This window comes from Amycolatopsis sp. TNS106 (assembly GCF_019330265.1).
Lineage (GTDB): Bacteria > Actinomycetota > Actinomycetes > Mycobacteriales > Pseudonocardiaceae > Amycolatopsis > Amycolatopsis lurida.
In genome coordinates this window covers 2,572,355-2,584,390 of sequence record NZ_CP024972.1, presented here as the reverse complement: position 1 = coordinate 2,584,390, position 12,036 = coordinate 2,572,355, and the positions used below count along the sequence as shown (strand labels likewise).

Here is a 12,036-nt window from a genome sequence, read left to right as displayed (position 1 = left end):
GCGGGCGCCATCATCCGATATGTTCGGGACAGTCGGGAACCGATCGTGAGGGGTGGATGACGGTGACGAGCGGAGACGGCGAAATCCGGGAGGTCCCGTTCTCGGTGACCGTCGCGAGGCCCGATGGCGCCAAGGTTGTCATCGCGGTGGCGGGGGAGATCGATCTGACGACCTCCGAAGATCTCAAGGACACCTTCGAGGACGTGCTGGAGCCCGTGCCGGACAGGCTCGTCGTCGACCTCGAAGGCGTGGAGTTCTGCGATTCCACCGGCCTGGCGACCCTGGTCAGGATCAACGACCGGTGCAGCACCCACGGGGTCGACCTGAGTTTCCTGCCGTCGCCCACGATCCGGCGGCTGGCCTCCAAGACGGGACTCTCCACGCTCCTGCCGCTCGCCGGATCCTGAGCGGCGGGCTGCTCAGCGGTTCGGCACTTCGAGGATCGCGTGGTCGAGGTGCCGGTACACGGGGATATGACTGTCGACGCCGAACAGGTGCAGCAGGCGCAGCACCGGCCGGGCGTCCGTGACCACCCCGGTCGCGCGGCGTTCGGAGCGGGCGCGGGCCGCGGCGGATTCGATGACCCGTAGCCCGGCGACGCCGAGGAAACGGACCTCGGTGAGGTCGAGCACCGTCGCGGCCGGGAGTCTGCCTCGCAGCGCGCGCTCAAGCCGTCCCGCGGTGGCGAGATCGATCTCTCCGGCCGCCGCGACGACGAGCAGGTCTTCGTTCCACCGGATCCGCTTCACTCGCAGGAGGTTCTCCGCCGTGGGACGCGGCCGCGGAAGCGTGGGCTTGGCGATGATGCGGAAGGCGGGGCCGTCGCGGCTGCCTCGCGTGAAAGGAATACGTTCGGTCATGGTGCTGTCTCCCGGATAGCCGGGACGAGACGGACAACGGGTAAGCCTGCACAACGGCTGCGCAAGTCAACTCGCCTCCGCGTCGCCCTGTGACAAGGTGCTCGGGCCGCGGACATGCGGGTCGTTCGCGCGGGCTGGTGGACTCAACCTCACGTACGTCTCACCGTACGCTGCTCACCGCAGGTGGCAAGGCCAGATGCGGTGAACGGCGGGATACATCGCGGCGCATGGTCACTCGCGAAGTGCCTTTTCCCAGGCGAGACCCCATTTTTCGAGTGGGTGCACCGCGTCGAGGAGTTGTTCGCCCAAAGGTGTCAGACGGTAACCTTCCCCGCCGGCCTCGACGATACGGGCTTCGGTGAGCTCGCCGAGGCGGGTGGCGAGCACGCTCGAGGACATGTGTCCGCAACGGCGCCTCAGCTCGCGAAAGCCGAGGTCGCCTTGGCGCAGTTCCCAGATCACGCGAAGCGTCCATCGGCGGCCCAGCAGATCGAGCGCGGCCATGAGCGGACGGCCGGTTTCGGAGCCGCGGACCGGCTGTCCGGGCCTCGGGATCGGTTCGCCGGGCATGCCACCACCCCCTTGTGCTTCGACTTTCGAAGCAGCATAGTGGTTCTGAAATCGAAGCACTGGAGGTGTTCATGGCCCGGATCGCGCCGCTCGCCCCGCCGTACGAGGCTGACGTCGAAAAGGCCCTTCGCACCTGGATGCCGCCGGGTGTCGCACAGGAACCGCTGGCGCTGTTCCGCTTGCTGCAGCTGCATCCTGAGCTGGCTTCGCGGATGCGCGTAGTGGGCACCGGACTGCTCGCGCACGGCGAATTGCCCGCGCTGGACCGGGAAATCGTGATCGCGCGGGTTACCGCTCGCTGCGGATGCCGCTACGAATGGGGTGTCCACGCCGCGGTTTTCGCGCCGATGGTCGGCTTGAAGCCGGAACAGCTCGAAGCGACTGTGACCGGCGACTCCCGGCATCCCGTCTGGTCGGAGCGGCACGGCGTGCTCATCCGTGCCGTCGACGAACTCCACGACACGGCAACGGTTTCGGGCGAGACGTGGGCCGCGCTCGCCGGGCACTTTCCGGCGCCGGAACTCCTGGAGTTCCTCGTGCTGGCGGGCTGGTACCGGACGATCGCCACCGTCGCCAACGGTGCCGGTCTCGAAGAGGAGCCGTGGGCCGTCCCGTATCCCGGCCGTTAGGGTGAGTCGATTTCCCTTGTGTCGCGCCGTTCTCGCTTCGAGGACCGCCAGGCGGCGAGAAGGCACAGGAGTGCCGCCGCGAAGCCGACCGCGGTGAGTGTCCCGGCCCAGACGGCGCCGGTGCTGGCGAGAAGATAAAGCTGGACCACGGCCGTGCACGTGTAGACGACCGCCAGACCCAGCCACACCCGTTGCGGCATCATCCCCCGTCTCCGTTCGCTCGGTACGGGGTCAATCGCGGCGAGGCGGGATCGGGTTACAGCCACGCGCTCATGGACCGTCCACGCGGAAGAAGTCCACCAGCCCGTCCCACGACCGAGAACTCCGCCGCCGCTCCCACCACGTCCGGAACGGCGTCGACGCCATCGCGTGCCGCGTGTACGACGTCATCACGGCGCGGTACACGTTTTCCGCCTGGTCCCAGGTCAGTCGTTCCTTGCGCCAGGCCAGCACGAGCCGCATCCGCATGGGGTCGCCCTTCAGCGGCCGGACGACCATTCCGGGCAGTTCGGGCGCGGTGGGTTCGACGAGCTGCACCGCCTGCCCGGCGGCGATCAGGTGCCGCCCGCCGCCGTTGGGGCATTCGAACCGGATCCGCGGGGAGAACCCGGCGCGGTGCGTCGCCGCGCGCAGAGACGTCAGCGAGCCGTCCTCGGGGCCGGGCGGGCCGATCCACGCTTCGTCGGCGAGATCGGCGAGGTCGACCTCGAACCCGCCGGCGAGCCGGTGTTCGGCGGGGAGGCCGATGAACACGGGCACCCACGAGAACAGCACCCGGTGCCCGAGATGCTTCGCCAGCGGCACCTCCTGGTCGTCCGACATGGCGATGACGGCGATGTCGAGGGTCGCGCGTGCCAGCGCCTGCGCGAGCACCGCGCTGGAGGGCTCCACGTGGACGGTCACGTCCAGCCCCGGCAGCGCGTCGTCCAGCCGTTCGACGAAGGTGGGCAGACAGTCCATTTGGGACGATCCGAGCCGCACCGGGCCGTCGCCGAGCGCGCCGAGGAGATCGCTTTCGAACCGGTCGAACTCCACGAGCAGGGTCAGCGCCCGGCGCAGCGTCTGCTCGCCGACCGGGGTCGGGGTCACGCCGGTGTGGCTGCGGGCGAACAGCGGCGCGCCGATCCGCCGTTCGAGCCGCTGGAGCAGCGAGGTCAGCGACGGCTGGGACATGCCGAGCGCGGCGGCCGCCTGCGAGAGGCTGCCCGCTTCGGCGATGGCGCAGATCGCCCGCAGGTGCCGGATCTCCAGGGCCATAGGCGGAGTCTATCGCCGCCGGTCATTACGGCCCGGCCGTTCGCGGTGCGAAGGTGCGGCCAGAACCGTGACTACCTGAAAGGGGAGCCGATGACCGGCGACCGAACCCGGCCGGATCTGCGCGCGCTGCTGGCCGCCAAGGGATTCCGGAACTGGATCAGCGACGGCTGGGAGCCCGCCGACGACACCGTCGACGTGCCGCCCGGCACCGCCGAGGCGGCGGCCGCGCATCGCGGCAGGCTCTCGGCGGAACTTCCCGGTCAGCGGATCGCGCTCGCCGCGGGCCGGGCGGTGGTGCGGTCGAACGACACCTTCCACGGCTTCCGCGCGGACAGCGACTTCGTCTGGCTGACCGGATGCCAGCGGGAGGGCGCGATCCTCGTGATGACCCCGGCGGGGGACAGTCACCACGCGACGCTGTACGTCCCGCGACCGGCCGAGGCGCACGAGCCCGACTTCGTGGGCGACGCCGACACCAGCCCGCTGTGGGTCGGCTCCGCCGCCGGACCGGCCGCGTACGGGCGCACGCTCGGCATCGAGTGCCGTCCGCTGGAGGACCTCCCGCATGGCTTGCGCGGGCGGAATCCGAGCTTCCTGGTCGGCGCCGGGGTCGATCCGGCGCTCGACGCGTACGGCTTCGGCCACAGCGAACGGCTCCGGACGGTCCTCGCGGAACTCCGCCGGATCAAGGACGACTGGGAGATCGGCCAGTTGCGTGCCGCCGTCGACGCCACCGCCCTCGGGTTCGCCGACGTGCTGGCCGCGCTTCCCGAGGCGGTCCGCGGTGGCGGGGAACGCTGGCTTCAGGGCACCTTCGACCGCCGTGCCCGCACCGAGGGAACCGGCCCCGGCTACACCTCCATCGTGGCGGCCGGGCCGCACGCGCCGATCCTGCACTGGACGCGCTGCGACGGGCAGGTGACCGAGGACAGTCTCCTGCTGCTGGACGCCGGCGTCGAAGTGGATTCCTTGTACACGGCCGACATCACGCGGACCTTCCCGGTCGGCGGAGAGTTCACCGTGGCGCAGCGCGACGTCTACGACCTCGTGCACAAGGCACACGTCGCGGCGCTGGGCGAGGTCCGTCCCGGCCAGGACTACGGCGCGTTCCAGGCGACGGCGCTGCGCGTGCTCGCGGAGGGGTTGCACGATTGGGGCCTGCTCCCGGTGTCGGTGGACGAAGCGCTGTCGCCGGACGGGCAGCAGCATCGGCGGTACATCGTCTGCGGTACCGGCCATTTCCTCGGGCTGGACGTCCACGACTGCGCCGCCGCCCATCCGTCCACGTACCGCGAGGGCACGCTCGCCGAGGGGATGGCGCTGGCGGTGGAGCCCGGCCTGTACTTCCACGCCGGCGACCGCACCGTGCCGCCGGAGCTGCGCGGCCTCGGCGTGCGGATCGAGGACGACCTCGTGGTCACCGGGTCCGGGTACGACCTGCTGTCCGGCGGTTTCCCCGCCACCGCCGACGAGATCACCGCCTGGGTCCAGGCAGCCAGGGGCTGAAGGACGGACGAGGAGTAAGGCAGGGGGTGTTCGCGCCTTTTGGTGGTGGGGTCGTGAGTGATAAAGAGCGTTAGAACGACCATTACCACTCACGACCCACCGCACATGGCTCCCGAACCGGACACAGAACCGGGCGAGCATCCTTTGTGGACAATCGGTGTGTGATCGGCTTCGCGCCACGACACGTTCGCCTTACCCCTCAATGACCGTCATCCCCTCGAAACGCGTCGTGAGGCGTGTCATGATGTCCGCGAACTCGATCGGCAAAGCGAACGAGGTCGTACGGTTTGACGAACGACAGGGGAGAAGCGGTGGAGGACGAGACGCCCTCGATCCGGGACATGCTGGCGGTCAACCTGCGCGCGGCCAGGGCGGCGAGGGGTATCTCGCTGTCGGAGCTTTCGCGGCGGTCGGGCATCGGCAAGGCGACGCTGTCGCAACTGGAGTCCGGCGGCGGCAATCCGACCATCGAGACTGTGTTCAGCCTGTCCAGGGTGCTGGAGGTGGCGATCTCGGACCTGCTGGACCACCGGGCGGGCGGTGCGCTCACCGTGGTGCGCGGCGCCGACGTCGAGGTGCTCAGCGGCGAGGGAGTGGATCTCCGGCCGCTGCGGCGGATCGAGACCGGCGACGGCGTCTTCGAGGTGTACGACCAGGTGGTGCGCGGGGACGCGCCACAGCGTTCGCAAGGGCATGTCGGGGTTGAGCACACCATCGTGCAGACCGGATCGTTGCTGGTCGAGGTGGCGGGCCGCAGCGTCGAGGTCGGCCCGGGGGATTACGTCGCCTTCGACGCCCGTGAGCCGCATTGCTACACCGCGCCGGAGGGGCCGGTGCACTCGGTCCTCCTGTTGCAGTACCGCGCCGACGAGCGGCTCGACGGCAGGCCGCATCCGGTGCTGAAGGGCTGACCGCGCCCGAGGTGTTGACACCCCTCCAGGGTGGAACCTACGCTCCGATCGTTCGCTTTACCGAACGCTGGAGGGTCGATGAACCGAACGCGCGTGGTCGTTCTCGGCGCGGGCATCATCGGCGCCGCGTGCGCTCGTGAGCTGAGCCGGGCGGGCTTCGACGTCGTGGTCGTGGAGCGCGGCCGTCCCGGCGGGGGAACCACGTCGCACGGTGAGGGCAACATCCTCGTCTCCGACAAGGGGCCCGGCGCGGAACTCGAACTCGCGAAGCTTTCGATCGCGTTGTGGCCACAGGTGGTCGCCGAGATCGCCGACGAGGACGCGCGCGCCGCTTCGGTGATCGAATACGACCCCAAGGGCGGCATCGTCGTCGCCACCACGGACGACGGAGCGCGCACCCTCGCCGCGTTCGCCGCGTCGCAGACCGGTGTCCGCGCGGAACCGTTGTCCCTGGAGGAAGCCGCCGAAGCGGAGCCCGCGCTGACCCGCGAGGTGACCGCGGCGTTCCACTACCCGGAGGACGCGCAGGTCCAGCCCGCGGGCGCGGCCCTGGCCCTGCTGGGCTCCGCGGTGCGGCACGGCGCGCGGTTGCGCTCCGATACCGAGGTCGTCGGCGCGACCGTCCACAACGGACGGATCACCGGCGTCCGCGTGCCCGGCGAGGTCATCGAGGCCGACGTCGTCGTGAACGCCGCGGGCCCCTGGGCCGGTCAGGTGTCGGAGCGTCTCGGCGCCCCGATCGCGGTCCGCCCCCGCCGAGGCGAGGTGCTGGTGACCACCCCGATGCCCGGTGTCGTGCGGCACAAGGTCTACGACGCCGATTACGTCGGTGCGGTCGGCGCCGATTCGAGTGCGCTGCAGACCTCCGCCGTCGTCGAGTCGACCTGGGGTGGCACCGTGCTGATCGGCTCGTCACGCCGCCGGGTGGATTTCGACGACGCGATCCGCCCCGACGTGCTGAGCGCCATCGCAGTCAAGGCACTGCGGCTGTTCCCGGCGCTCGCCGACGCCGCGATCATGCGCGCATACGGCGGCTTCCGGCCCTACGTCGATGATCACCTCCCGGTGCTCGGAGAGGATCCGCGGCTGGGGAATCTCTGGCACGCCACCGGGCACGAGGGCGCCGGGATCGGCCTGAGCGTCGGCACCGCTCGGTTGCTGCGGGAACTGCTCACCGGGGCGGAGACCGCGATGCCGGTCGAAGAGTTCACTGTGGACCGTCCGGCCGTTCTGGCGGAGGTGGCCGCATGAGCGGACGGCTGCTGCCGCGCGATCGCGATCCGGTGGGCCGCACCGACCGGCCGATCCGGATCACCGTCGACGGCGAGACCCTGACCGGGATCGCCGGGCAGAGCGTGGCGGGAATCCTGCTCGCCGCGGGCCGGGTCTCCTGGCGCACCACGCGTTCCGGCGCACCCCGCGGCGTGTTCTGCGGTATCGGCGCGTGCTTCGACTGCCTGCTCACGGTCAACGGCGTGCCCGATGTCCGCGCGTGCCGCCGCCCGGCCGCCGACGGGGACGAGATCCACACGCAGTCCCGGGAGGAGACGGCGTGAACGTGGTGATCGTCGGTGCCGGGCCCGCCGGGCTCGCGGCGGCCGAGCACGCGTTGCGGGCCGGTGCGCAGGTCACGGTGCTGGACCAGGCGGAGACCCCCGGCGGCCAGTTCCACCGGATGCTCCCCGAGGCGTACGCGGCGCGGCGCCCGGAGCGGGGCCGGCACGGCCGGGCGGAGTTCGACCGGCGGCGCCGGGTGCTCTCGCATCCGCGGTGCCGATGGTGGCCCGGCTCCACCGTGTGGGCGTTCGACCGCGCGGAGAAGACGGTGCACGTCCTGCGCGGGCAGTCCGACGGAAAGGGACGTCGGCGGCTGACCCTCGCCCCGGACGCGCTGATCCTGGCGACCGGCGCGCACGACCGCACGCTGCCGTTCCCCGGCTGGGAGCTGCCCGGCGTGTACACCGCGGGCGCGGCCCAGGCGCTGGCGAAGGGGGAACGGGTCGCGATCGGCGAACGGGTCCTCGTCGCCGGGGCCGGGCCGTTCCTGTTGCCGGTCGCGGAATCGTTGCTGGGCGTCGGGGCCGAGGTGGTCGCGGTCCTGGAGGCGAACCCGTTCTCGACCGTCCGGAAAGGATGGTCGTCCCGGCCGTGGCGCCTGGCCGCCCACGCCGGGAAGACCGGTGAACTGGCTCGATACGCCGCGACGCTGGCCCGGCACCGGGTCCCGTACCGGCTGGGACGGGCCGTGATCGAGGCTCGCGGGGCGGACCGCGTCCGCGAGGTCGTGACCGCGCGGGTCCGCGCCGACTGGTCGATCGTCCCCGGCACCGAGCGGACGTACGAGGTCGACGCGGTCTGCGTCGGGCACGGCTTCGTCCCACAGCCGGAACTCGCGGTCGCCGCGGGCTGCGTCCTGGACGACGGTTTCGTCCGGGTCGACGCCGCGCAACGGACCACAGTGGACGGTGTCTTCGCCGCGGGAGAGATCACCGGGATAGGCGGCGCGGTCACCGCCGCGGCCGAGGGAGCGGTGGCCGGATGCGCCGCCGCCGGGGGCGAGCCGTCACGGGAGCTGATCCGCGCTCGAGACCGTGCTCTCACCTTCGCCGGACGCCTCGCCACGGCCCATCCGATCGGTGCGGCCTGGCGAAGCTGGCTGCGCGAAGACACGATCATCTGCCGCTGCGAGGAAACCACGTACGGCGCCTTGACGCGTGCGGCCGAGGACCCGGCCCGTCCCGGCTCGCACGCGGTGAAACTCGGCACCCGGGCCGGCCTCGGCCCGTGCCAGGGCCGCGTCTGCGGGCCGACCGTGTCCGAACTCTGCGGTGGCACCGAACGGCACCACCGCCCGATCGTCCAGCCGATCCGGCTGGGCGAACTCGCCGCCCGAACCGAAGGAGACCCTGAATGAGCACCCCCGACCTCTGTGGCGTCGTCGTCGCGACCGCCCTCCCGTACCGGGCGGACGCTTCGGCCCCCGCCGGGCTGGCCGTGGACTACGACGCCTACGCCGCGCACTGCCGGTGGCTGGTCGACAACGGTTGCCGGGGCGTCGGCCCGAACGGCTCGCTCGGCGAATACTCGTCGCTGACCGACGAGGAACGCCGTCGCGTCGCCCGCACCGCGATCGAAACCGTCGGTGAGGACGGGATCGTCGTCGTCGGCGTGCACGGCCCCGGATCGCACCAGGCCAAGTACTGGGCCGAGGTCGCCGCCGAGGACGGCGCGGATGGCCTGCTGTGCCTGCCACCCACGATGTACCGGGCGAACCGCGGCGAGGTGCTCGCCCATTTCGAAGCGGTGGCGTCGGTCGGGCTGCCGGTGATGGTCTACAACAACCCCATCGACACCAAGGTCGACCTCACGCCCGCCCTGCTCGCCGAGATCGCGCGGATCGACAACGTGGTCGCGGTCAAGGAGTTCTCCGGCGACGTCCGGCGGGTGCTGGAGATCCGCGAACAGGCGCCGGGGCTGGACGTGATCAGCGGCGCCGACGACGTCGTGCTGGAAAGCCTGCTGATGGGCGCGACAGGCTGGTTCGCCGGGTTCCCCAACGTGTTCCCCGCCGAGTCGGTGCGCCTGTTCGACCTGGCGCGGTCCGGGAAACTCGAAGAGGCCAGGGCGCTCTACGAGCCGCTGGTGGCCGCTTTCCGCTGGGACTCGCGCACCGAGTTCGTCCAGGCGATCAAACTCGGGATGGACCTCGTCGGCCGCTACGGCGGGCCGTGCCGTCCGCCGCGGGGGCCGCTGACCGGGGAACACCGCGAGCAGGTCACCGCCGACATGCGCCGCGCGCTCGCCTCGCTGGGGGTGGCGTAGGTGCGGTCGATCCGGTCGATCACCGCCGTCGATTCGCATACCGAGGGCATGCCGACCCGGGTGGTGACCGGCGGGGTCGGCGTCATCCCCGGTGACACGATGGCCGAACGCCGCCGGTACTTCATGGAGCACCTGGACCATCTGCGGCAGTTCCTGATGAACGAGCCGCGCGGCCATTCGGCGATGAGCGGCGCGATCCTGCAGCCGCCCGCCCGGCCGGACGCCGACTGGGGCGTGGTGTACATCGAGGTGTCCGGCTGCCTGCCGATGTGCGGGCACGGCACGATCGGCGTGGCGACCGTGCTGGTGGAGACCGGCATGGTCGAGGTGACCGAACCGAAGACCGTCGTACGCCTGGACACCCCGGCCGGGCTCGTGCACGCCGAGGTCGAGGTCCGGGACGGCCGCGCGGTCCGCGTCAAACTTCGCAACGTCGCGTCCTTCCTCACCGAGCGAGACGCCGTCGTCGAGGTGCCCGGCTTCGGCGAGGTGCGTTACGACCTGGCCTACGGTGGAAACTTCTACGCCATCCTCGAACTGTCCCAAGTGGACATCCCGTTCGACCGGGCGGAGAAGGACCGGATCCTCGCCGCGGGGCTGGACATCATGGCGGCGATCAACGATCAGCGCCCGCCGAAGCATCCCGCCGATCCGCTGATCGGCGGCTGCAAACACGTCCAGTTCCTCGCTCCGGGGTCGGATGCCCGGGCTTCGCGGAACGCGATGGCGATCCATCCGGGCTGGTTCGACCGGTCGCCCTGCGGCACCGGCACTTCGGCCCGGATGGCCCAGCTCCACGCCCGCGGCGAGCTGCCGTTGCACACGCCCTTCGAGAACAGCTCGTTCATCGGCACCACGTTCACCGGCGAACTCGTCGCCGAGACCACCGTCGGCGGTGTCCCCGCCGTGGTGCCGGAGTTCTCCGGACGGGCCTGGATCACCGGCAACGCCACCTACCTGCTCGACCCGGACGACCCGTTCCCCGCGGGCTTCGTCCTCTGAACGGGTCCGTGAAAGGCCTTTCGCGACGCGCTCCGGACGGTGTTCGGCCTGGTGTACCCGCTGATCGGATCCCGGAACTCGGAGAGGAAGGAAGCATGAAGCAGATCGAGAGCGCGGCGGAGATCGCCGGCGCCTGGGCCGCGACCGACCCGAAGACGCGCACGGCGGTGCTCACCGGCGTGGCCGACGCGCTGGACGCGGCCGGTCCGTCCCTGATCGAGGTCGCCGACGCCGAGACCCGGCTGGGGACGAAGCGGCTGACCGGCGAACTGGCCCGCACGACGTTCCAGCTGAGGCTGCTCGCGGCCGAAAGCGGCTCGTACTACGACGTCCGGATCGACCGGCCCGATCCGTCCTGGCCGCCCGGCCCCCGGCCGGAGCTGCGCCGGTACCGCACCGCGGTCGGCCCGGTCCTGGTGTTCGCCGCGAGCAATTTCCCGTTCGCGTTCAGCGTGGCGGGCGGGGACACCGCGTCGGCGTGGGTGGCCGGATGCCCGGTGGTGGTCAAGGCCCATCCCGGACATCCGGAGTTGTCCCGCAGGACGGCGGCTGTCGTCGTGGAGGCTCTCGGCCGCTGGGGCGCGCTCCTGAGCCTCGTCGAAGGAGAAGCCGCCGGCGTGGAGGCGTTGCGTCATCCGGCGATCGCGGCCTCCGCGTTCACCGGATCGGTGCCGGGTGGGCTCGCGCTGGCGCGGATCGCGGCCGAGCGGCCGGTCCCGATCCCGTTCCACGGTGAGCTCGGCAGCGTCAACCCGGTGATCGTCCTGCCCGGCGCGGCACGCTCGCGGGCGGAGGAACTGGCGGCGGGCTACGCCGGTTCGCTGACGCTGGGCAACGGCCAGTTCTGCACGAATCCCGGACTGGTGTTCGTGCCGTCGGAAAGCCCGTTCGTGGATCGCGTCGCCGAACGGTTGCGCGAGGTCCCGGCCGCGCCGTTCTTGAACGACCGCATCGCGTCGGGTTTCCGGACCGGCGCGGTACGGCTGGCCGCGATCCCCGGCATGCGCGAGGTCGTCCGGGGACCCGGCGCCCACCTGCTCGAAGTCGACCTGGAGGACTTCGTGCCGGAAGCCGCCGAAGAGTGCTTCGGCCCGCTGGGCGTGGTGGTGCGGTACTCGCGTCTTCACGATGTCCTGCCGGTGCTGGCTGCCCTGCCCGGCCAGCTCACGACGACCGTGCACGCACTTCCCGAGGAAGCCCCCGACGTCGAGGCGCTGCGCCCGGTGCTGGCCGACCGCAGCGGTCGGATCCTGTGGGGCGGCTGGCCGACCGGGGTCGCGGTGACCGCCGCGATACAGCACGGCGGACCGTTCCCGGCGACGACGTCACCGGCGTCGACCTCGGTCGGGACCGCGGCGGTGGACCGTTTCCTGCGGCCGGTGTCCTATCAGGACTGGCCGTCGCACCTGCTGCCGGAACCGCTGCGGGACGACAACCCGTGGGACGTCCCGCAGCGCATCTCCTGACCCCGCGCGATTC

The 12,036-nt window shown here is 71.3% G+C and carries 14 protein-coding genes; 10 read left to right on the top strand and 4 right to left on the bottom strand.

What is annotated here, in order from left to right:
- Window positions 1-56 precede the first annotated feature (56 nt).
- Window positions 57-407, top strand: a complete 351-nt coding sequence (locus CVV72_RS11660; protein WP_219152452.1) for an STAS domain-containing protein — start codon at window positions 57-59, stop codon at window positions 405-407.
- A 12-nt stretch (window positions 408-419) separates the two neighbouring features.
- On the opposite strand, the gene CVV72_RS11655 is transcribed toward CVV72_RS11660, so the two are convergent.
- Together CVV72_RS11655 and CVV72_RS11650 are read right to left on the bottom strand one after the other, a co-directional pair.
- A complete protein-coding gene (locus tag CVV72_RS11655; protein ID WP_219152451.1) occupies window positions 420-860 on the bottom strand; it encodes an STAS domain-containing protein in 441 nt (146 codons plus the stop codon).
- A 231-nt stretch (window positions 861-1,091) separates the two neighbouring features.
- Entirely contained in the window at window positions 1,092-1,430 is a 339-nt protein-coding gene (locus CVV72_RS11650; protein ID WP_219152450.1) for a helix-turn-helix domain-containing protein, read from the bottom strand.
- A 71-nt stretch (window positions 1,431-1,501) separates the two neighbouring features.
- Between CVV72_RS11650 and CVV72_RS11645 the strand changes: the two genes are divergently transcribed.
- Window positions 1,502-2,059, top strand: a complete 558-nt coding sequence (locus CVV72_RS11645; protein ID WP_219152449.1) for a carboxymuconolactone decarboxylase family protein — start codon at window positions 1,502-1,504, stop codon at window positions 2,057-2,059.
- Here the strand turns inward: CVV72_RS11645 and CVV72_RS11640 are convergent.
- On the bottom strand, window positions 2,056-2,262 hold the full coding sequence (locus CVV72_RS11640; RefSeq protein WP_219152448.1) for a hypothetical protein: 207 nt from the start codon (window positions 2,260-2,262) through the stop codon (window positions 2,056-2,058). The two genes, CVV72_RS11645 and CVV72_RS11640, sit on opposite strands and share 4 nt — an antisense overlap.
- A 67-nt stretch (window positions 2,263-2,329) precedes the next feature.
- The gene (locus CVV72_RS11635; RefSeq protein ID WP_219152447.1) at window positions 2,330-3,316 is read right to left on the bottom strand and encodes a LysR family transcriptional regulator; all 987 of its coding nucleotides are present in this window, start codon (window positions 3,314-3,316) and stop codon (window positions 2,330-2,332) included.
- A gap of 90 nt (window positions 3,317-3,406) precedes the next feature.
- On the opposite strand from CVV72_RS11635, the gene CVV72_RS11630 reads away from it, so the two are divergent.
- From CVV72_RS11630 to CVV72_RS11595, 8 genes are all read left to right on the top strand, one after another.
- On the top strand, window positions 3,407-4,822 hold the full coding sequence (locus CVV72_RS11630; RefSeq protein ID WP_219152446.1) for an aminopeptidase P family protein: 1,416 nt from the start codon (window positions 3,407-3,409) through the stop codon (window positions 4,820-4,822).
- Between the two features lie 311 nt (window positions 4,823-5,133).
- On the top strand, window positions 5,134-5,733 hold the full coding sequence (locus CVV72_RS11625; protein ID WP_219152445.1) for a helix-turn-helix domain-containing protein: 600 nt from the start codon (window positions 5,134-5,136) through the stop codon (window positions 5,731-5,733).
- Between the two features lie 78 nt (window positions 5,734-5,811).
- The gene (locus CVV72_RS11620) at window positions 5,812-6,984 is read left to right on the top strand and encodes an FAD-binding oxidoreductase (protein ID WP_219152444.1); all 1,173 of its coding nucleotides are present in this window, start codon (window positions 5,812-5,814) and stop codon (window positions 6,982-6,984) included.
- On the top strand, window positions 6,981-7,289 hold the full coding sequence (locus tag CVV72_RS11615; RefSeq protein WP_219152443.1) for a (2Fe-2S)-binding protein: 309 nt from the start codon (window positions 6,981-6,983) through the stop codon (window positions 7,287-7,289). The genes CVV72_RS11620 and CVV72_RS11615 overlap by 4 nt, the downstream gene beginning before the upstream one ends.
- Window positions 7,286-8,647, top strand: coding sequence for an NAD(P)/FAD-dependent oxidoreductase (locus CVV72_RS11610; RefSeq protein ID WP_255632636.1), 1,362 nt, complete (start codon window positions 7,286-7,288; stop codon window positions 8,645-8,647). The genes CVV72_RS11615 and CVV72_RS11610 overlap by 4 nt, the downstream gene beginning before the upstream one ends.
- Window positions 8,644-9,555, top strand: coding sequence for a dihydrodipicolinate synthase family protein (locus CVV72_RS11605; protein WP_219152441.1), 912 nt, complete (start codon window positions 8,644-8,646; stop codon window positions 9,553-9,555). The genes CVV72_RS11610 and CVV72_RS11605 overlap by 4 nt, the downstream gene beginning before the upstream one ends.
- On the top strand, window positions 9,556-10,557 hold the full coding sequence (locus tag CVV72_RS11600; protein ID WP_219152440.1) for a proline racemase family protein: 1,002 nt from the start codon (window positions 9,556-9,558) through the stop codon (window positions 10,555-10,557).
- Between the two features lie 95 nt (window positions 10,558-10,652).
- Window positions 10,653-12,023: an aldehyde dehydrogenase (NADP(+)) gene (locus CVV72_RS11595; RefSeq protein WP_255632635.1), complete on the top strand. Its 1,371-nt coding sequence runs from the start codon at window positions 10,653-10,655 to the stop codon at window positions 12,021-12,023.
- The last annotated feature ends 13 nt before the right edge of the window (window positions 12,024-12,036 follow it).